This is a genomic window from Streptomyces sp. NPDC020958 (genome assembly GCF_055562175.1).
Window position 1 is genome coordinate 521243 of sequence record NZ_JBVHFU010000001.1, and the last position, 20411, is coordinate 541653.

15 protein-coding genes and 2 pseudogenes are annotated in these 20411 nt (G+C 68.2%); 9 read left to right on the forward strand and 8 right to left on the reverse strand.

Features of this window, described 5'->3' with window-relative positions:
• Window positions 1–18: 18 nt before the first annotated feature.
• The 3 genes from dgoD to ACZ3KP_RS02435 are packed head-to-tail and all read right to left on the reverse strand — an operon-like array spanning window position 19 to window position 2712.
• Window positions 19–1164, reverse strand: a complete 1146-nt coding sequence (gene dgoD / locus ACZ3KP_RS02425; protein ID WP_467495735.1) for a galactonate dehydratase — start codon at window positions 1162–1164, stop codon at window positions 19–21.
• Window positions 1161–1913 carry a FadR/GntR family transcriptional regulator gene (locus ACZ3KP_RS02430; RefSeq protein WP_467495736.1) on the reverse strand — a complete coding sequence of 251 codons (753 nt, stop codon included), beginning with the start codon at window positions 1911–1913 and terminating at the stop codon, window positions 1161–1163. Before ACZ3KP_RS02430 ends, dgoD begins: the two co-directional genes overlap by 4 nt.
• 55 nt (window positions 1914–1968) lie before the next feature.
• Window positions 1969–2712: an SDR family NAD(P)-dependent oxidoreductase gene (locus ACZ3KP_RS02435; protein ID WP_467495737.1), complete on the reverse strand. Its 744-nt coding sequence runs from the start codon at window positions 2710–2712 to the stop codon at window positions 1969–1971.
• A 169-nt stretch (window positions 2713–2881) separates the two neighbouring features.
• On the opposite strand from ACZ3KP_RS02435, the gene ACZ3KP_RS02440 reads away from it, so the two are divergent.
• The 3 genes from ACZ3KP_RS02440 to ACZ3KP_RS02450 all read left to right on the forward strand — a co-directional run bounded on the left by ACZ3KP_RS02440 (window position 2882) and on the right by ACZ3KP_RS02450 (window position 6123).
• A complete protein-coding gene (locus ACZ3KP_RS02440; RefSeq protein ID WP_467495738.1) occupies window positions 2882–4225 on the forward strand; it encodes an ABC transporter substrate-binding protein in 1344 nt (447 codons plus the stop codon).
• 63 nt (window positions 4226–4288) lie between these two features.
• Window positions 4289–5194, forward strand: a complete 906-nt coding sequence (locus ACZ3KP_RS02445; protein WP_467495740.1) for a carbohydrate ABC transporter permease — start codon at window positions 4289–4291, stop codon at window positions 5192–5194.
• The gene (locus ACZ3KP_RS02450) at window positions 5191–6123 is read left to right on the forward strand and encodes a carbohydrate ABC transporter permease (RefSeq protein WP_467495742.1); all 933 of its coding nucleotides are present in this window, start codon (window positions 5191–5193) and stop codon (window positions 6121–6123) included. The genes ACZ3KP_RS02445 and ACZ3KP_RS02450 overlap by 4 nt, the downstream gene beginning before the upstream one ends.
• 62 nt (window positions 6124–6185) lie before the next feature.
• On the opposite strand, the gene ACZ3KP_RS02455 is transcribed toward ACZ3KP_RS02450, so the two are convergent.
• Complete coding sequence (locus ACZ3KP_RS02455) at window positions 6186–8231, reverse strand: glycoside hydrolase family 2 protein (protein WP_467495744.1); 2046 nt, start codon at window positions 8229–8231, stop codon at window positions 6186–6188.
• 156 nt (window positions 8232–8387) lie between these two features.
• Here ACZ3KP_RS02455 and ACZ3KP_RS02460 point away from each other — a divergent pair, with 156 nt between their 5' ends.
• Window positions 8388–9665, forward strand: coding sequence for a cellulase-like family protein (locus tag ACZ3KP_RS02460; protein ID WP_467495746.1), 1278 nt, complete (start codon window positions 8388–8390; stop codon window positions 9663–9665).
• Between the two features lie 508 nt (window positions 9666–10173).
• Here the strand turns inward: ACZ3KP_RS02460 and ACZ3KP_RS02465 are convergent.
• Window positions 10174–11652, reverse strand: a complete 1479-nt coding sequence (locus ACZ3KP_RS02465; protein WP_467495748.1) for an MFS transporter — start codon at window positions 11650–11652, stop codon at window positions 10174–10176.
• A 970-nt stretch (window positions 11653–12622) separates the two neighbouring features.
• Between ACZ3KP_RS02465 and ACZ3KP_RS02470 the strand changes: the two are divergent.
• Window positions 12623–12724 (forward strand): annotated as a pseudogene (locus ACZ3KP_RS02470) (IS21-like element helper ATPase IstB); the annotation flags it as partial.
• 434 nt (window positions 12725–13158) lie between these two features.
• On the opposite strand, the pseudogene ACZ3KP_RS02475 reads toward ACZ3KP_RS02470, so the two are convergent.
• A pseudogene (locus ACZ3KP_RS02475) lies at window positions 13159–13323 on the reverse strand (pirin family protein); the annotation flags it as partial.
• 95 nt (window positions 13324–13418) lie between these two features.
• Between ACZ3KP_RS02475 and ACZ3KP_RS02480 the strand changes: the two are divergent.
• A complete protein-coding gene (locus tag ACZ3KP_RS02480) occupies window positions 13419–14573 on the forward strand; it encodes a tyrosine-type recombinase/integrase (RefSeq protein ID WP_467495749.1) in 1155 nt (384 codons plus the stop codon).
• 55 nt (window positions 14574–14628) lie between these two features.
• Here the strand turns inward: ACZ3KP_RS02480 and ACZ3KP_RS02485 are convergent, their stop codons facing one another.
• Window positions 14629–14814, reverse strand: a complete 186-nt coding sequence (locus tag ACZ3KP_RS02485) for a helix-turn-helix transcriptional regulator (RefSeq protein ID WP_387140722.1) — start codon at window positions 14812–14814, stop codon at window positions 14629–14631.
• A 1254-nt stretch (window positions 14815–16068) separates the two neighbouring features.
• Entirely contained in the window at window positions 16069–16671 is a 603-nt protein-coding gene (locus ACZ3KP_RS02490) for a TetR/AcrR family transcriptional regulator (protein ID WP_387140728.1), read from the reverse strand.
• A gap of 400 nt (window positions 16672–17071) precedes the next feature.
• Between ACZ3KP_RS02490 and ACZ3KP_RS02495 the strand changes: the two genes are divergently transcribed.
• The 3 genes from ACZ3KP_RS02495 to ACZ3KP_RS02505 all read left to right on the forward strand — a co-directional run bounded on the left by ACZ3KP_RS02495 (window position 17072) and on the right by ACZ3KP_RS02505 (window position 20331).
• Complete coding sequence (locus ACZ3KP_RS02495) at window positions 17072–17923, forward strand: alpha/beta fold hydrolase (RefSeq protein WP_387140731.1); 852 nt, start codon at window positions 17072–17074, stop codon at window positions 17921–17923.
• Window positions 17924–18357: 434 nt separating this feature from the next.
• Complete coding sequence (locus ACZ3KP_RS02500; RefSeq protein WP_387140734.1) at window positions 18358–19227, forward strand: alpha/beta fold hydrolase; 870 nt, start codon at window positions 18358–18360, stop codon at window positions 19225–19227.
• Window positions 19228–19419: 192 nt separating this feature from the next.
• A complete protein-coding gene (locus ACZ3KP_RS02505; RefSeq protein WP_384572405.1) occupies window positions 19420–20331 on the forward strand; it encodes an alpha/beta hydrolase in 912 nt (303 codons plus the stop codon).
• The last annotated feature ends 80 nt before the right edge of the window (window positions 20332–20411 follow it).

Sequence of the window (20411 nt, forward strand, 5' to 3'; positions counted from 1 at the left end):
GTGGGGGCCTGAGGATGCTCACCATTCGGTGAAGGCCCCGTCGGCGCCCCGCCATATGGGGTTGCGCCAGCGGTGTCCGGTCTCGGCGGCCCGGCGCACCGCCTTCTCGTCGATGTCGACGCCGAGACCGGGGCGGGTGCTCGCGACCGCGTATCCGTCCTGGAAGCGGAAGGGTCCTGGGTCCATCACGTACTCCAGCAGGTCGCACTGCTGGTTGTAGTGGATGCCCATGCTCTGTTCCTGAATGAGGAAGTTCGGTACGGAGAAGGCGATCTGGAGGCTTGCGGACAGGGCGATCGGGCCCAGGGGGCAGTGCGGGGCGAGGGTGACGTCGTACGTCTCGGCCATTGCGGCGATGCGGCGGACCTCGGAGATGCCGCCGGCGTGCGAGAGGTCGGGCTGGGCGACGGCGATGCCGCTGGTCATGACCTCGCGAAAGTCCCAGCGGGAGTAAAGGCGTTCGCCGGTGGCGAGAGGAACGCTGGTGGACTCCACCAGGCTGCGCAGCTGGCCGGAGTGTTCCGGTGCGACGGGTTCCTCCACGAACAGCGGGTGCAGTTCCTCCAGTTGGGACAGCAGTCGGCGGGACATGGCGGTGGAGGCCCGGCCGTGGAAGTCGACGGCGATGTCCCGTTCGTCGCCCAGCACCTCGCGGACGGCCGCCACGCGGGCGACGACTTCGGCGGTGCGGGCCGGGGTGTCGATCGGGGCGAGTTCGGCCGAGCCGTTCATCTTCACGGCGGTGAAACCGGCCTTCATCTGTTCCTGGGCCAGTTCGGCGACCTCGCTGGGACGGTCGCCGCCGATCCAGGCGTACATCCGTACGCGGTCGCGGACCGGGCCGCCGAGGAGGCGGTGCACAGGGACGTCGTAGGTCTTGCCGGCGATGTCCCACAGGGCCTGGTCGATGCCGGCGACGGCGCTGGAGAGGATGGGGCCGCCCCGGTAGAAGCCACCCTTGGTGAGCACCTGCCAGTGGTCCTCGATGCGCAGCGGGTCCCGGCCGACGAGGTAGTCGGCCAGTTCGTGCACCGCGGCGCGTACGGTCTCGGCACGGCCCTCGATCACGGGCTCGCCCCATCCGGTGACACCCTCGTCGGTGGCGATCCGCAGGAACAGCCAGCGTGGAGCCACCAGGAACGTCTCAAGTCCGGTTATCTTCAAGGAGTTTCCTCGCGGAGCGGGTCGGTCGTGGGGTGGTCGTGGTTGTGGTCGTCCTGGGCCTGTACTGCGGCCAGGTCGTGGGACGCCTGGGCGAGCAGGGATTCGACGGCGGCCACCGCGGCGTCCGGATCGCCCCCCTCGACCGCGTCGAGCAGTTCCTGGTGGACAGGAATGGAGTCGGAGAAGTGCCGGGCTCCGTGCACGATCCGGTCGCGCACCCGCAGGCCGGCCTCGATGACGACCTCCATCCGGCTGAGCAGTTCGTTGTGCGCGGCCTCCAGCAGGGCGCGGTGAAAGGCCAGATCCGCCTCGACCATCGCCTCCGCGTCCGTTCCGGCCGCGGCCATGGCGTCCAGTGCCTGCCGCAGGGCGTCCAGGTCGGCGGGGGTGCGGCGGGCCGCGGCGAGTCGGGCCCCGGCAGGTTCGACGATCGCGCGGACCTCGGCGAGGTCGTCCAGGAACCCCTCGGTGGGGGCGCTGCTTCCCTGCCAGCGCAGCAGGTCGCTGTCGAGGAGGTTCCAGTCGGCGCGCGGCCGGATGGTCGTCCCACGTTTCTGCTTCGACTCCAGCAGGCCCTTGGCCGCCAGCACGCGCAGCGCCTCACGCACGACGGTCTTGCTGACCCCGAGTTCGGTTTCGAACTTGACCGGGTCCACGACGGAGCCCGGGGGGTAGTCGCCGCGGATGATGCGCCGGCCCAGTTCCTCCACGGCCTGACCGTGCAGCCCCTTGGGGGGATGGGTCACCACGTTCTCCGTTTCCGTATCGGTCCTTGTGTCTGGCCCACCGCGCGGTGCGCGACGCTCACGAGGACTCCTTCATGACGCTCCATCCTCCATCGACCACCAGGCTCGCGCCGGTCACATAGGAGGCGTCCGCCGATGCCAGGAAGGCGACGGCCGATGCGACCTCCTCCGGCTGCCCGAAGCGCTTGGCCGCCGTCGCGGCCACGCTGCGCGTCCGGTCGGGCTCCGGGATGCCGTCCCAGGCGGCGGTGAGGATGGGACCGGGCAGGACGGTGTTGACCCGGATGTCGGGACCGTACTCGACGGCCAGTTGCCTGCCCAGTGAGCACAGCGCGCCCTTCGCGGCGGCGTAGGCGGCGTGCCCGGGCAGGCCGATGACCGCGTGCACCGAGGAGGTGAGGACGACCGAGCCCTGCGACGCGCGGAGCAGGACCGCGAAGGTCTTCATCCCGCGCCAGGCCGGCTTGAGCAGCACCGCCATCTGGCCGTCCCACTCTGCCTCGCTCAACTCGTGTGCCGCTTTGTTGAGCTGGGCGAAGGCGTTGCTGTGCAGCACGTCCAGTCGGCCGTGGTGCTCTTCGACGTGCCGGGCCAGGTTCTCCCAGTCGGCGGCCGAGGTCACGTCGCAGCGCACGTATTCCGCGCGTCCGCCGCTGTCCGCGATGTCTGCCGCGACCGCCTTGCCGGCCGTGTCGTCCACGTCCGTGACCACGACCACTGCCCCTTCGGCCGCGAGTCTGCGGGCCGTGGCCGCGCCGATTCCGTGCGCCGCACCGGTGATCACCGCTACGCGCTCCGTCATCCTGCGGCATTCCGTCATCACGTGCGTCTCCCCTTCGCTCCTGGCTACGGACCCACCATAGCTGTTTCAATTAATTATGAATATATCTTGACGGCATGGCGATGTCGCTCCGAGACTGACCGGCACGCACCAAGCAGCTTCGGTACGAAGCCAGGAAGGACCTCCTCCCATGAGCCGCACCACACCCCGCCGCAGAAGCCGGGGCGCACTCGCCGTCACCCTTGCCACCGCCTCCCTGTTCCTCTCCGCCTGCGGGGGTTCGAGCGATGCGCAGGACAAGGCACAGGCCCCCGCGAAGCCCGGCCAGAAGGTCGACCTGCGCTTCTGGTCGTGGGTTCCCGGCGTCGACAAGGCTGTCGACAAGTGGAACGCCACCCACCCGGACATCCACGTGAAGCTGGAGAAGATCCCGGCCGGCAGCAGCGGCGGCTACGCGAAGATGCGCGCCGCGCTCAAGAGCGGCAACGCGCCCGACCTGGCGCAGGTGGAGTACCAGGAGATCCCCTCGTTCCTGCTGGAGAACGGCCTGGTGAACCTGTCCCAGTACGGCGTGGACAAGGACCGGTCGAAGTTCGTGGACTGGCAGTGGCAGCAGGGGGTCTTCGACTCGAAGGTCTACGCGATTCCCCAGGCCTCTGGTCCGATGGGCCTGTTCTACCGCTCCGACCTGTTCAAGAAGTGGGGCATCGCGCCGCCCGCGACCTGGGACGAGTTCGCCCAGGCGGCGCAGAAGATCCACAAGGCCGATCCGAAGGCCTACATCAGCACCTTCCCTGCCGGCAACTCCGCCTGGTTCACCGCGCTCGCCTGGCAGGCCGGCGCCAAGTGGTTCGGCGTGAACGGCGACACGTGGTCGGTGAACATCGACTCCCCCCAGACCCTGAAGGTCGCCGCCTTCTGGGACAGCCTGCGCAGCAAGGGAGTGATCAAGACCGAACCCGACTTCGCCAACGGCTGGTACAAGGACCTGCAGAGCGGTGGCATCACCTCGTGGGTCAGTGCCCAGTGGGGCGACGCCATCATCAGCGGGAACGCTCCGCAGACCACGGGCAAGTGGGCGGTCGCGCCCATGCCGCAGTGGACAAAGGGCTCGAACTCGTCAGCGAACTGGGGTGGATCCTCCACGGCCGTCCTCAAGGGCGCCAAACACATCCCCGAGGCCCTGAAGTTCGCCGAGTGGCTCAACACCGACCCCGCCAGCGTCGACCTGCTGCTGCAGGGAGGTTACGGCTGGCCCGCGGCGGCCGACGGGTACAAGGGCTCCTCGCTGGACAAGCCGTCACCGTTCTTCGGCGGCCAGAAGTACAACGAGGTCTTCGCGAAGTCGGACAAGAGCATCGACAACTCGTGGAAGTGGATACCTACGATCGACGCCACCTACCAGCACCTCAACGACGGCTTCCAGGCCGCCGTGGCCGGCAAGGGCACGTTCGTCTCCGCGGTCCGGCAGGCGCAGAAGCAGACCGTCGAGGACCTGAAGAGGAAGGGCCTGAAGGTTTCCACCGGCCAGTGACCGCCTCCGGAGGCGCGACACGGCCGCCGCCGTTCTCCCCTCCGGACTCCAGAAAGAATCCTCATGCCCACCCGAGCGCCCCGCCGCCGCAGAAACCTGGCGCCCTTCGCCTTCGTCGCGCCGTTCCTCCTGCTGTTCCTCCTGACCTTCGCCGTGCCCATCGGCTACGCCGTCTACCAGAGCGTCATGGACGACGAGCACACCGGAGCCCTGGGGCTCGGCGGCACCCGTACCGTCTTCGTGGCGCTGCGCAACTACTCCGACGCGCTGTCCGACCACGCCTTCCTCCAGAGCATCGGCCGCGTACTGCTGTTCGCGGTCGTCCAGGTGCCGGTGATGGTCGTGCTGTCCGCCGGGCTCGCGCTGTTGCTGGACACCGCCTCGGCCAGAGGCGTGCGGTTCTTCCGCGCCGCCTTCTTCCTGCCCTACGGCGTCCCGGGGGTCATCGCGTCCATCTTGTGGGGCTTCCTGTACGTCCCCGGAGTCAGCCCCCTCGTGGACGGCATGAGCCACCTGGGGATATCGGTCGATCTGCTGGGCGGACACACCGTTCTGTGGTCCATCGCGAACATCGTCACCTGGGAGTTCGCCGGCTACAACGTCCTCGTTCTCGTCGCCCAGTTGCGGACCATCCCCGCGGAGCTGTACGAGGCCGCCCGCATCGACGGCGCCAGTGCGTGGGAGACGGTCCGGCACGTCAAACTGCCGCTGCTGCGCCCGGCGCTGATCCTCACCACGGTCTTCACCATCATCGGCACGCTGCAACTGTTCGCCGAACCGCTGGTGCTCAAGCCCGTCTCATCGAGCATCGACAGCGCCTACACCCCCAACCTCAGCGCCTACAACGAGGCGTTCACCAACGACAACTACCACCTCGCCGCCGCCGAGGCGGTGCTGCTCGCCCTCGCCGCGTTCGTGCTCTCCTTCGGATTCCTGCGGCTGATCAACAAGAGAGGTGGGGACGCGTGAGTCTCCAGACACCGGCCCGCACCGTCCCGCGAGGGGACGAGACGCCGGCCTCCGAGGACGGCGGCACCGCGCCGCGCGCCGGCATCACCGGGGTCACCACGCGCAGTCGGATCCTGGTCATCGGCCTGCTCACGGCGGCCGCCGGGTACTTCCTGCTCCCGGTGTACTGGCTGGCCGTGGCCTCCACCAAGTCCACCGGTGACCTGTTCGGCAGCTTCGGTCTGTGGTTCTCCCACCCCCGGTTCCTGAGCAACCTGCACCAGGTGGTCACCTACGACCATGCGATCTACCTGCGCTGGGCCGCCAACAGCCTGCTGTACGCGGGCGTCGGCGCGGGCGTGGCGACGCTGTTGGCCGCGATGTCCGGCTACGCGCTGGCCAAGTTCTCCTTCACCGGCCGCGACACGATCTTCAACGTCGTGCTGGGTGGCGTCCTGATCCCCGCCACGGCGCTGGCCCTGCCCATGTACCTGCTGTTCAGCAAGGCAGGCCTGGCCAACACCTACTGGGCCGTACTGCTGCCGAGCTTCGTCAGCCCCTTCGGCGTGTACCTGTGCCGGATCTACGCCGCGGCATCCATACCGGACGAGCTGTTGGAGGCGGCCCGGATCGACGGCGCCGGAGAGGTCCGCATCTTCACGGTCGTCGCCATGCGCATCATGACCCCTGCCCTGGTGACGATCTTCCTCTTCCAGTTCGTCGGCATCTGGAACAACTACTTCCTGCCGCTGGTGATGCTGTCCGACTCCAAGCTGTACCCCATCACGCTCGGCCTGACGTCGTGGCAGTCCTTCGCCGACCGCCAACCGCAGCTTTATCAGCTGACCGTCGGAGGTGCCTTCGTCTCCGTCGTCCCACTGATGATCGCCATGGTCGCCCTGCAGCGCTTCTGGCGCAGCGGTCTGACCGAGGGCAGCGTGAAGGGCTGAGCGCTCGCAGGCAGAAGGGGGAGGGACAGACGTCCCTCCCCCTTCTGCCGCACCACGTCAGGTCACCTGCCCCTGGGATTCGACGCCTTGCGGAACACGTCGTAGACGAGCTTGGGCCGCTCCTCGGCGAAGGTGACCAGACCCATGACGGAGATGCCGTTGTAGGACTGGTTGTACCCGGCCCGCTGCTTGTAGTCCTTGAGCACCCAGTAGGTGAAGCCGGCGACGAACTCGCTGCGCGCGGTCACCTGCGCCCAGTGCGCGGTGAAGCTCGCCGCCTGCCACTCCTCCGTGCCCTGCGTGGTGCCTGGGCCGTGGGTGCCGGCAATGGACCACGTTCCGTTCTCGGTGATCAGGATGGGCTTGCCGGGATACTTCGCGTGCACCGCGTCCAGCGTGGGGCCGAGGTCGGCGTCCTTGCCGTAGAAGTAGCCGAAGTACTCGTTGAACCCGATCACGTCGGCGAGGTCGAAGGCAGGGTCGTTGCTGGTGTTGGAGGCCCAGGTCACCGGGCGTGCGGTGAGGTCGACCGCCTTCACGGCCGCCTTCAGGTCGGCGAGCCAGGCCCGGTAGACCGGGGCGCCGTCGGCGTCGATCTCCGACTCGTTCTGCAGACCCCACAGGATCACCGACGGGTTGTTGTGCTGGTTCCACGCCATCGTCAGAGCCAGGGCGCGGGCGAGGCCGTAGCGCTCGGTCTGGAGCTTCTCCTGGGCGGTGTTGAGCCACATGGTGTCGATCTCGTCCATCACCAGCACGCCGTGCTCGTTCGCCCAGTCGTAGACGTAGGGGTGGCGGTTGTAGACGCAGTTGCGGATGAAGTTGGCGCCCAGTGCGGTGATGTGTCCCAGTTCCCGGTCGTACTCGGCCGGCGTCATCGCCCTGCCGTGCGCGGCCGTCTCCTCGTGCCAGTTGAGCCCCTTGAGGAACAGCGGCTTGCCGTTCAGCCGCAACTGGGCCTCCGCGATGTTCAGTTCACGGACGCCGTACACGGTGGACAGGGTGTCCACGCGTGAGCCCGAGGTTCTTCCAGCGGTCAGGGTGGCGCGGGCGGTGAGCGTGTGCGGCGAAGCCGGGCTCCAGCGCGGTGCCTGGGGTATCGGGACCGAGACACGTACGACGCCGGCCGACCGGGCCGCGATCCGTGCCGCAGCCACAACGGGTTGCCCGCCGCTCCCGCGGCCGGGATCCAGGGTGAGCCGGCCGTCGAAGTCGGTGGCGCTGTGGTTCTCGACGACCGCGTGAGCCTCCAGGCGCCCCTGCGCGGCGGACACGAGCAGTTTCGTGATGGTGACCTGCGGGACCGCCTCGATCCAGGCGGACCGTGTCAGTCCCGCGTACGGCCAGTAGTCGACGGGCTTGTACGGCAGTTCGTGGTCGTCGGTGACCGGCTGCAAGGCCGCGGCTGTGTAGTCGGTGTAGCTCGCCCGGCGGAAGACGCGCACGGCGATCGTCTGGCGGGTCCCAGGCCGGAGCGCCCCCGCGGCCGGCAGCGCGAATGGCGAGTTGGCGCCTTCGTGCTTGCCCAGGTGCGTGCCGTCGAGCCACACCTCGGCGCTGTAGCCGGCGGCCAGGAAGGCGATGCGTACGTGCCGGGCACGCCAGGACGCGGGCACGTCGACGGTGGTGCGGTACCAGGCGTAGCCGTCGCTGAACGCCGTGCCCTTGCCGAAGGGGGCGGTCTCGGAGCCGAAGCCGGGGGTGTCCAGCAGATCCCAGGCCGCCGGGACGTCGATGCGGCCCCAGGACCGGTCGTCGAAGTGCGGAGAGTGCCAGCCCTCGCCGAGTCCCTGGTCGGAGGGGTCGAAGCGAAAGCGCCATCGCTTGTCGAGGGACAGGTACTCACGTGTGGGCTCGTGCGTGCGCCAGCCGTCGAAGGCCGGAAGCACCGTGCCGTACTGGAAGACGACGTGGGTGCCGCCGACCTCGCGCACATGGGTACCCGAGGGCTCGGTGGCCGGGTGGGTGTCGAGCAGCGGGCCGTCGGTGGCCGACGTGGCCGTGCCGTCAGCCGCTCGTGCCGTCTCCGGCCAGGCCGGCAGGGCGACGACGGCCGCACCGAGTGCCGTGACGACGGCGCGCCGGGACGGGTGGATGGATTCGGTCATGACAGGCGGCTCCTTGATGCACGTACGTATTCGTCCGCCCCACAGCCTGGACAACCGGGTCACCCTCGTCAAGGATTATTCATAAATAATGAATTGAGCTAGCGTGGTGCCGCCGCACCGACGGCGTCCCACCGCACACGAACGACGGGTGACCTCATGACCACCGCACCGCACCAAGCCACCACGGGCCGACTCGCCATCACCCTGTGGGACTTCAGCTGGTACACCCAGGCAGGGCCCGGCGAGCCGTTCGCCGACCTGGACCGGGCCTTCGCCGAGGCGGTGGACCGGGGCTTCAACACGGTCCGCGTCTGCGCCATGCCCTTCCTGCTGTTCTCCGGGCGCGTCCCCGACCCGGAGTCGATCCAGGTCCGCGGCCTGGGGGAGGAGTTCGGACAGCGCACCCGCTGGTACGACGTGCGCGGCGGCTATCCGCTGGACGGCCGCCGACGGCTCGTCGAGCTGTTCGAGGCCGCCGCCCGCCACGACTGCAAGGTGATCGTGTCCTCCTGGGAGTACCAGCAGTCCCCCAGCTTCGCGGACACCGACGCCTGGCACCGTGCCCTGGCCGCGGTCCCCGGCCCGGACCGCGCCGAAGCGGTGGCCGAAGCGCTCGCCGGCCTCCTCGACTTCCTCACCGAGCGCGGACTGGCCGGCCAGGTGGCCTACGTCGAAGTGCACAACGAGGTCGACAACTGCTCCCTGGTACCGCGTGACGACGTCACCCACTACGCCTACCTGGGCGGCCCTCTCGACCGTGCCGTGAAGCTGCTGCGGGCCCGCCACCCCGGCATCCCTGTCACCTACTCGCTGGGCGAGCCCTGGCCGAGCGAGATCGACGACCTGCCGCAGGGGGCGCAGATCGCGCACTTCCACTTCTACGTCTACGGCGTGCTCGGCGCGCTGTACGAGGCGGTCGGACTCGGGCACGGCACCGAAGCGGCACCCGAGACGGCGACCTGGCCCACCCCCGAACTGGCCGCCATGCTGCGCCCCGACGCACCCGCCTTCGCCGACTACCAGCCGGACGAGCCCTGGCGACTGGCCGCCACCGGCATCCCGCGGGAACTGTTCTACGTACACGACTGGGTCGACCCCGACCGCTGGGACCTGTGGCTGTACGAGAACTATCCGGCGCACCGGCAGGCCATGCGGGAGACGCTGGCCGGGTGGGTCGACTCCGTCGCCGAGTTCGCCCGCCTGCGCGGCATCCCCGCTGTGCTCGGTGAAGGCGTCGTCGGGTACACCCCGCTGCTGACGCGCTTCGAGGAGGACGCCGTCGGCAAGGATCTCGCGGAGTTCGTCGTCGACCGTTGTCTGGCCGCGGGCTTCCAGGGCGTCGTCCTGACCTCGAACGCGGCCCCGCACCACCCCATGTGGCACACCGACCGGGACTGGATGCGACGGGTCAACGCCCGTGTCACCACGGCCTGAACACGCCCGCAGCGGCCCGGAACACGGATGCCGAGCCGTGCCGTCACGATGACTGGTAAATGACATGGCAGGCCGCCCGCCGACCGCGAGGACGGCCTGCCCTACCTCTGGGAGACCGTGCCCTCCCGAATCCCGCCGCGGCAGGTCGACGGCATCCCGTCGGTCGCCGGGCGTGCGGGCCATCCCCGTCGACGCTCCGGCGCCGTGCTGGGCGGCAAGGCGTACGACTGCGCCAGGAGTAGGTCAGCTCGTCGGACGGCAATGTCGATGCGCTGGCCCGCCAAACTCCTGCGGTCGCCGAGAGCACGGGCAGCGAAGGGCGCCGATAAGCCGTGCGGGAATCAGCGTCAGCGGACGGTCGGCTGGCAGCGGCAGCGCGGACCGGCCCTCGCGCAGGATGAAGCGTTCCCGGACCGGAGTTCCCGGTCGGCTGCACCGCGCGTACAAACAGAACGAGGCGGCCGTCGCCCCGCTTTCGCGGAACGACGGCCGTCTGCAGGGCGTTGGGTCACGCCTTCGTGGCCGTGGCCTCCACTTGTTCGGGCGCGTCCGCCTGCCCGATCGGGGTTCCGGCCTTGGCGCGCGGGATGAACGTGGCGACGAGGAAGGCGAGCAGAGCCGCTCCGGCGCCGATGGCCATGACGAGCTTGAAGCCGTTCTCCGAGGGCAGCGCGTGGCCGCCGAAGTCGGTGGTCATCTGGGCCAGGATCACGCCGGCGAGGGCACTGGCGAAGCTCGTGCCCAGGGACCGCATCAGGGTGTTCAGGCTGTTGGCGGCACCCGTCTGCGAGGGGTCGACCGCGCCCATGATCAGGGCGGGCAGCGCGCCGTAGGTGAAGCCGACGCCCGCGCCGATGATGCAGGAGACCAGGATGAGGTGCCAGACCTCGCTCATGAGCACGATGTTGAGTGCGTAGCCGGTGGCCACGATCAACGCGCCGATCATCAGCGTGACCTTGGAGCCCTTGGCCTTGGTGACACCCGCGGACACGGCGGACACAACCATCATGACGAGGCCCTGCGGGGCGAGCACCAGGCCGACGGTGAGCATGGACTTGCCGAGGCCGTAGCCAGTCTGCTCGGGCAGCTGGAGAAGCTGCGGCAGAACCAGGGACATCGCGAACATCGAGAAGCCGAGGGCGACCGAGGCGAGGTTGGTGAAGAGGACCTGCGGCTTGGCGGTGGTACGGAGGTCGACCAGCGGCTGCTTGGCCTTCAGCTCCCACAAGCCCCAGGCCAGCAGGATCACGACGGCGGCGACGCCCAGGCCGAGCGTGGTGGCGGAGGTCCAGCCCCAGGCACCTCCCTTGGAGACCGCCAGCAGCAGCGAGACCAGCCCCGCCGACAGACCCAGCGAGCCGACCAGGTCGAACTGACCACCCGCACGAACCTTCGACTCCGGTACGACCAGCAGGACGAGCACGAGGGCGAGGGCACCGAGCGCGGCGGAGACCCAGAACAGGATGTGCCAGTTCCAGTTGTCGGCGATGAACGCGGCGGCGGGCAGCCCCAGTGCGCCGCCGACGCCCAGCGAGGCGCTCATCAGTGCGGTGGATCCGGCCAGCCGGTCGGCCGGCAGTGCGTCCCGCATGATGCTGATGCCGAGGGGCACGACCGCGGCGGCCAGGCCCTGCAGGGCGCGACCGATGATCATCGGTGCGAGCGAGTCCGCGAGTCCGCACACCACCGAACCGGACACCAGCAGGACGATGCTGAGCAACAGCATTCGGCGCTTGCCGAACATGTCGCCGAGTCGTCCGACGACCGGGGTGGCCACGGACGCGGCGAGCAGGGTGGCGGTGACCGCCCAGGCGGTGTCGGACGCCTCCGCGTTCAGGAGCTTGGGCAGCTCGGGAACGATCGGGATGACCAGGGTCTGCATCAGCGAGACGACGATTCCGGCCAGCGCCAGCACCGCCACCACGGCGTTCGGCTTCGGCGGGGCGGATGTCCCAGCGTCGGCGGGTCGGGCAAGGGCTTGGGGCACGGCATAGCCTCCGGCAGCAGGTTTATTGCTTGACTTACGCAAGCGTAGGGGAGATTGATTGACTTACGCAATTTAATTCTGTATCGGCGCGTCCGTGGAGGTCGGACGGGGTAGGCCCCTGTCGGCGCCAGGGGAGGGGACTCTGCACCGGAACGCACCTCTGGTGGCCGTCTGTGCGACGAACACCATAGGAAGGTCATCGACCGCTACCTGCTCGCAGTGGCAGGAGCGGTACTTCGCCTCGTCGTCGGCGCCGACGACGAGGCGACTCGCGAAGTCACCCGCTTCGCCCCGCTGGATCAGTGCGCGGTTCGGGACACGACACCCCGGCCCGTTCGCGGTTGGAGTGCGGTCGACCGGGCTTGCGAGACCGGCTGCGGTTGTGGGCGCGGCGAGAGAACGAATTGGCGGGCGCTCGTCGGTTCACGGGGATCGTGTCCCATGCGGGGGCCGCCGATGTCGGCCCCCGCTGAGCGGTGCCACCGCTTCGATGGCCGACGGGAAGCGGCGGGCGGACCCGCGTGTCGTCGGTCGGCCGGACTGTGGCGGACGGATCGGCAGGACCACGGGCGGACCGACCTGGCCGCGGGTACGGCCCCGCGGACCGCCCGCACCGGCACTCGCAACGACGGCCGCGCCGCCGCCCTTGCCCGCGGCGGAGCCGGGGATCGGACTCGGCCGGCGCGGCCGTCCGGTCGCTCTTGCGGCTGGCGGTGAAGACCATGAGCCGCAAGGCCAGAAATCGACCGATACCGGCGAAGCCGGAGGCGCCGAGGTAGACGATCTGTTCGGTCGTCATGGAGGGGGAGGGCTGCAGCAGGTGCAGAATCGCCATCGCCGCGCATGTCACGACATAGGCTGCGATCGCCGAGCCGGCCGACTGCCAGTGCTCGCGGGCGTGCAGCTCGGTGCACAGGAGGGTGCTCAGGGCGGTGATCACCGCATTCGACAGCACGGCGATGAAGGGCTACCGGTTCGCTACCCGCTCGCCATCAAGCTGGTGAACGAGCTGGTAGAGGCAGCCGACGAGAAGCAGCTGAGCAATACCATCGCCCGCTATGGACGCGTCGACAATGAGTGAACCTCCTCTGAGCGACCCGAACTTCGGCCCGGCCCTCATCTGCACGCTCGCCTCCGGCAACTGCACGGCACGGATGTAACCGGTCGGTGCGGCGGGGTTCGATCCGGCCTGGGTCTGACCGCTTTCGCTCGCGCCAGGGGGAGCGGTTCGTAGGTGACTTGCGGTGCGAGTCCGAGACCGCCGAGGTCAGCGTGGCGCGTGAAGCCAGGGTGGAGCCTTCCCGGGGAACCTGACTGCCTGTCAGTAAAGTCGGCATTGAGTCGGCATCAGTCCGATCAAAGCTGACTGCGGCTGGCGAATCCTGCACTTCGAGGGGCGGTGGAACGGGCGGTGTTGCGTGGTTTTGCTCGCGCTATCTTGATGCACCGGGCGGGGCGTCTTTCGCCTCGCCCGGTGGTGCGCCTGCAGGGCCGCGAATTCCCAGCTCAGCGCACCCTTCCCCGTGGTTTCAGCGGCACCGGCGGCAGTTCGGGGGCGGGCAGGGGCGCTCCGTCGTACCCCTTCACTTCCCCGAATCGCGTCCCGGTCATCCACTCCTCCCGGGCCTGTTCGATCTCCTGCTGGGTGCGTCCGACGAAGTTCCACCACATACCACGGATTCGGCGGTTCTTCCCAGGTCAGAGGTATCGAGGACCCTCGGGCGTCAGCAAAAGGTCAGCATCGGACGCCGAGGAGTCAGCACCACATGGCAGCACGCGCGCTCGCCCGCGGAATGGGCACCTTCTTCAAGGACTGCGAGCACCCTGAGTCCCGTTGGTCGAAGTGTCCGCACGAGTACAAGATCCGGTACCGCAGTCCGGCGGGCAAGCAGACGGAGGAGTCCGGTTTCGGGACCCAGGACAAGGCGATCGCGCGTTTGACGGAGGTCTACAACCAGAAGAAGGCGGCGCCGCAGTCCCAGTCGAAGGCGGAACGGATCCAGAAGTACGGGAGGATGCGGTTCGAGGAGTACGTCGAGGAGTGGAAGGCCGGCCAGCGGCATCTGGCTGCCTCGTCTGTACGGCACCTCGACTCGCTCCTGGAGCACCACCTCTACCCGGCGCTCGCGAGCCGGCGGATGAACTCCTTCGACCACAAGGTGGTCGACGGCTTCATCCGCACCATGGAACGCAACGGTGTGGGCCTGGCCACCCAGTCCAACGCGTTCGACAAGCTGCGCGCGGTCCTCCTTGACGGGCACCGGCTTGGCCTCTTCTCCGACAACCCGTTGGATGGCGTCAAGCCGCCGCAGTACGACCCGGCCCGGGCTGTGATCCCGTCCCTCGAACAGCTGCGAGCGATACGGACCGCAGGTGACGACGCCTTCATGCTGGTCGTCGATCTGATGAGCGGCTGCGGTCTGCGGAACGGCGAGGCGTTCGCGGTGAACCTGAACAACATCGTGGCCGATGACGTGTATCGGATCACCGAACAGGTGGTGCTCTCCACCCGCCGGTACGGGCCACTCAAGCACCGCAAGGCGGGGGAGTACCGCGACGTCCCGCTACCTGCACGGATCAGGGAGACGATCCAGTGGTACGCCGAGAAACACGGCACGGTCGACGGCTACCTGCTGCGGCAGGAGACCGACACCCGCAAGCCTTATCCGCATTGGGGAATGGACAACCAGTGGCGACGGATCAGGGCATCGGGACAGGTGGACATCCCGGAAGGAATGGTCCTGTACGGGAACCGCCACTTCTACGCGTCGAACTGCCTGAGCCACGGCATCCCGATCACGGATGTCGCTGAGTGGATGGGGCACAAGAGCGTCGACGTCACGTTCAAGATCTACCGGCATCTCCTGCCGGGATCGATCGGCAAGGCGGCGCAGGTCCTGAACATGGCACTCGCGGCCTGATGGGACAGGCGGGTTCCCGGCCGAGCAGGTGGCCAGGAACCCGCCGCGGAGGAACTCAACCGAGCTTCTGCTGCTGGGCCCAGGCGTGCACGTCCGCGATCTTGAACTGCAACTTCGCGCTAGGGCCGCTCCCGAACTTGTACGGGACGAGTCCCAGCCTGGGCGCGTCTCGGTACACCCAAGTGATCGACATATTCAGATACTCGGCGGTCTGCTTGGCGTTCATGAACTGGGTGGGCATGCAGGATCCTCAAGGCGGCTGGATTGACGAGGACCTTGAGCCTCGGCTGCAGAGTGCGGTTTGCCTAGGCTGGGGGGAGGTGGTAGTCAATGTGCTCCCGGTGGTGGCATCGCTGGTTGGGGCCGTCGGCGTTGCTTCCGCGTGTTTTCGTTGACACGTAGCGATCCTTGAGCCGGCTGCAAAGGGCGCACAAACTGCAGGTTTGAGGTCGCACCGCAACATCGCACAGCGGCTGAGCCCAAACGCTCAACGCCGCTGTGCCCACCAGCCTCCCAGGCCGGCGACCGCCTTCTCTACGAGATGAATGTTGCCGGGCTCCTACAGGGCCGCGACGCGGCCTGTCTTTCGGGCATTGGGCGGGGCTGTGCAGTTCACGGGCATTGCAGGACGACCCCCCGGATGGTTGGTGGATGCGGAGACGTACCACCCCGAGGGGTTCGGAGCTGTGTTCCGGACCACCTCTGTGTAGATGAGAGTGCTGTTCAGGACCGGCGGATCCAGGTATGCGCCACCTGACAACGGAACGTGACCGGAGGGGCAGTTGCCGTAGTCTTCGGCCGAGCCGTTGACGGCGTGTCCGGCGTCGACCCGCCCGACCCGCCCACCCCGCGGTTGTCGAAGGCGATGACCCGACGCTGTGCGGCGAGTCCGTCGACGACCCGAGGGTCCCAGTTGTCCAGGACCCCGGCCAGGTGCATCAGCAGGACGATTGGTACGCCCTCTCGGGGGCCGAGTTCCCGGTAGGCGAAGTCCACGCCCTGAACGGAGACGGTGCGGGTCGGTGTGTTCGTGTAGAATGACGGCGGGTGGGTGGGCGAATTTCGCGATGTGGTCATGGTCGGGTCCTTCTGGTGGCGAGGTTACGGGGAGACTTCTCGTCGCCGTATGGCGGTGTCGTCCTGGTGCTGTGGTGACGGTCTTCACCGGCCTGCGGGCAGACTCACGTCATCTTGGACGCGACCCTGCCGGCCGACGCCCGCCCTGTCGCGAGGTGCTCCGACGCGTCTCCGGTCGACTCGGACGCGGTGTCGACAACGGCGCCTATGACCTTCCCGTCGGGCCTCACCGTGTCCGATGGCTCGACCCGGGTTGCGCGCTTCAGCGGGTGGAAGCGCGGCTTATTGAATTATATTCGTAATCCTAAGTGGTCGATGAGTGAACCGCAACGTTGTGCGGGCCGGGTGGTGTGGGAGCATCCGTCCGGCCGCGGCGGGAATCCCGATGGCGTCGGGTTCTGTGCGCTCCGCGGGTCGGTCACTCTACGGTTTCTGCTTGGCCGTGCTCGATGTTCAGCAAGGCCAAGGTGTTGCGGATCCCTTGGTCGAGGAGTTCGTCCGCCAGTCTCGTGTCGGCGAGGGCTCGTGAGAGCTGTAGCGCCCCGGCCATCATGGCGTAAGCGGTGAGCGTCCTGGTGCGGGCCGAGAGTGGATCGTCGGGTGCCAGGCGGGTGGCGATCCCGTCCGCGACGGCGAGCACGCCATCGGTGTACGCCTGCCGGGTCGGGGTCGCGCAACGCGTGATCTCGTCGAGCAGTGCGGCGGAGGGGCAGCCCCATTCGGGGTTGTCGCGGTGCTGTGTGGACAGGTACCAGCGCACGATCTGTTCGAGTCCGGCGCGGCCGGGTGCCGCGTGCTCGACGACGTTGGCGTTCTGTGCCTCAAGTTGGTCGGCGACCGCGGTGGCCACGAGTTCGTCCTTTGAGGTGAAGTGGGTGTAGAAGGCGCCGTTGGTCAGGCCCGCGTCCTTCATGAGTGCCGTGATGCCTGAGCCGTCGATGCCGTCCCGCTTGAACCGACGACCGGCTGCCTCGACGATCCGCTGCCTGGTGGCCTGGTTGTGCTCATCCGTGTATCGCACGCATTCTCCTTCGCTTGTCGGGCGGGCTGATCACCCTCTGGTGGTGGGGGGCTCCCCGCGGTTTCGGCGTGGACTTGGTTGGCGGTCCTCTTGTGACTGCGACCCCTCCCTTCATAGTATTATGGACATAATTTTATCTCGCTATGCCGGGTGGTCGGCGATCCTCGCGGGCTGGAAGGCCTGTGATCGGTCTTCGTGGCGAGTGGCCTTCATGGGCGCCGACGCGGCCGGCCGGGGATCGGGCGTCACCGGACGGATCATGAGCCTGGTGTGCCGTGTCGGTCCGGTGTGCCCGGCTCGGTGGGGAGAGTTCCGATTCGTGCACCCGGCCTCTCCGTGCTGGTGTCGCCGCGAGCGGTATTGCGAGATGTCACCCACCCGCCGAAATGAGAAGGGCAGTATGAGTACGTATCTGGCAGACAAGGCCGAGGACCTCACGGTCGAGGGTCCCTCCGCGCGCTTCACCTATCGACGGCTGGGTTCGCAGGGCGGCGTCCCGCTGGTCCTGCTGAACCGGTTCCGCGGGACCATCGACTGGTGGGACCCGGAGTTCCTGGACTACCTGGCCGCCGACCATGACGTGATCCTGTTCGACAATGTGGGTGTCGGCTACACCGACGGTGAACCGCGGGACTCTCTCGAGGGGTTCGCCGAAGGTGCCATCGAATTCATCGAGGCGCTCGGCCTCGCGCAGGTGGACCTGCTCGGCTGGTCTCTGGGCGGCATCGTGGCCCAGCGTGTGGCCCTGCGGCGCCCAGAGTTGGTGCGCAAAATCGTCGTGGCGGGCAGTGGCCCGGCCGGTTGGGTTCCGGGTGCGCCGGACTTCAGCGAGAAGGTCCTGGGCATCATGGCCAAGCCCGACGCGGACCTGGAAGACGTCCTGTTCCTCTTCTATCCCGAGACGGAGGCGGCCCGCGCCTCGGGTCTGCAGCACTTCGACCACGTCTCGACCCGGCTGGCCGCCGGCGGACCCGCCGTCTCCGAGGCGGCGGCGCAGGGCATGCTTGCCGCGGCGGGAGCTCTTCTGGCTGTGCCCTTCGAGCAGGTCAAGGCTGAACTGGAGGCCATCAAGCACCCCGTCCTCTACGCCAACGGCCTGGAGGACGTCATGATCCCCGCTCATAACTCCTATGTCGCGGTCCAGCATCTCGACAACGCGACCCTCATTCTCTACAGCGGCGCCGGTCACGCCTTCCTCTTCCAGTACGCCAAGGCCTTCGCCAAGCAGGTGACCGACTTCCTCGCCGCCTGACCCGTGCCGCTTCACCGTCCGCCGTGAACGACGCGGGGGCGGTGGACGACTCCCCCTGCCGGTGCCGCTTCACAGTGACGTGAGGCGGCACCTCTTTGTCGGCCGGCCCGTACGGCCCCACCGGGAGAACTGGTCGGGAATCGATACGTCGCTGGTGACGTGCTCCCGCGGGGACGGCCCAGGCGAGAACTGTTGCCCAACCGGATGCGTGTGCGCCTTGCGAGCCCATGGAATTACGGTCATACTTCAATGGTGACGTGATGCGGAGGGCGTAGCCATTCGGAGTTGCCGCTCCCGTGGTCCTGGCCGCCCCGCGTGATCGTCGCCCCCGCAGCTGCAGCCGCAGCCGGGAGGCGCAGGCGACCGCTCCGCGCTCCTCCTTCCGGAGGAGTCGCGGCCCGCTCGCGGAAACCCCCGCATCGAAGGGCACGGCCATGAGTGATTCACGAGAAGCCAGAGAACGCGTGGTGACGTCGTACAAGGACGCTCCGACCCGCACTGTTGCCGCCGGAGGGGTGACCTTCGCCTACCGCGACCTCGGTCCGCGGTCCGGCGTTCCGGTGATCTTTTTCAACCACCTCGCCGGGGTGCTCGACAACTGGGATCCGCGGGTCGTCGACGGGTTCGCCGCCAAGCACCGTGTCATCACCTTCGACAACAGGGGTGTCGGTGCCTCCACCGGTTCCACGCCGCGCACCATCCAGGAGATGGCGACGGACGCCGTCACCTTCATCCGTGCGCTCGGGTTCGGCCACGTCGACATCCACGGCTTCTCGATGGGCGGCATGATTGCCCAGGTGGTCGTGGAGAGGGAGCCGCAACTCGTCCGCAAGCTGATCCTCACGGGCACCGGTCCCGCGGGCGGTGAGGGCATCGAGAACGTGACCAGGCTGTCCAATCTGGACACCGTCCGGGCGCTGTTCACCCTTCAGGACCCGAAGCAGTTCCTGTTCTTCACGCGCACCGCCAACGGGCGCCGCGCCGGAAAGGAGTTCCTGGCCCGGCTCAAGGAGCGCACCCGTGACCGGGACAAGGCGATCCGGCTCGGGGTGTACCGCGCCCAGCTCAAGGCCATTCATCGTTGGGGAGTGGAGCGGCCCCATGACCTCTCCGGCATCAGCCAGCCGGTGCTCGTCGCCAACGGCGAGGCCGACCGGATGGTCCCGACGCAGAACTCGGTCGACCTGGCCAGGCGGGTGCAGAACGGCGAGCTGGTGCTCTACCCCGACGCCGGGCACGGCGGCATCTTCCAGTTCCACCAGGAGTTCGTGAAGACGGCGCTCGACTTCCTCGAGCGCGAGTAGCCGCTTCTCGGCGGAAGCGGGTGCGCGGTACGGGGGCGTCGAGCATCCGTCGGGCGGGCTAGGTTTACTTTCCTATACTCAGCCAGTAGCGTCCAGAGCAGCACATCGATCCAGCCGCGCAGCCACACCTGGCACGCGCCGCAGAACTTCTCACACCCCTTTCAGCACACAGATCAGAGCAGGAGCATCACCATGGCAGTAAGTCCCGAGGCCCGGCAGTTCGCGCAGTTCCTCGCAAGCGTCAGCGCCAAGTCCGCGACCCCCGGCCTGGACCTGGCGATCATCCGCGACATCGTCGACTCCAACCACAAGGCCGCCACCGAACCCGAGGGCGTCACCTACGCCGAGGTCGACGCCGGTGGCGTCCCCGCCCTGTGGGCCATCCCCGAGAACGCCGACCCCGACAAGGCGCTGCTCCACTTCCACTTCGGAGGCTCCGTCACCGCCTCCATGCACTCCGACCGCAAGGCCGCCGGCCACATCGCCAAGGCCGCGGGCGCCCGCTCCCTCGTCGTCGACTTCCGCCTCGCCCCGGAGCACCCTTACCCCGCCCAGCTCGACGACGCCGAGACCGCGTACCGCTGGCTGCTCTCGCAGGGCTACGAGCCGAGGAACATCGGCAGCACCGGCCACTCCATCGGCGGCACCCTGGCCGTCATGCTCCCCCTGCGCCTCCTCGCCAAGGGCGAAGCCACCCCCGGCGCGATCATCAGCGTCTCGCCCTGGACCGACCTCACCATCTCCAACCCCGCCGTGGACGCCAACGAGCCCACCGACAAGATGCTCAGCAGGGCCACCCTCGAACTCTTCCGGGGAGCCTGGCTCCAGGAGCCCGGCCTCGACTTCGCCGACCCCGCCGTCAGCCTCGTGCACGCTGACCTCACCGGCCTGCCCCCCACCCAGGTCCACTACGGCGAGTACGAGACCCTCGCCGAGGACGGCGCCCAGCTCGCCCAGCGTCTGGCCGACTTCAAGGTCACCACCGAGGTGCACCCGATGCCCGAAGGCCAGCACTCCTTCGTCCTCGGCGCCGGACGTGTCCCCGAGGTCGACCACGCCATCCAGCAGATGGGCAGCTGGCTCCGCACCCATCTCGGCAAGTGAGCAGAGGACGAGCTCACCGCTGTATCGATCACCCAGAGAACCGCCAAGAGAACCACCGAGAAGATCACGCAGAAGGCTGA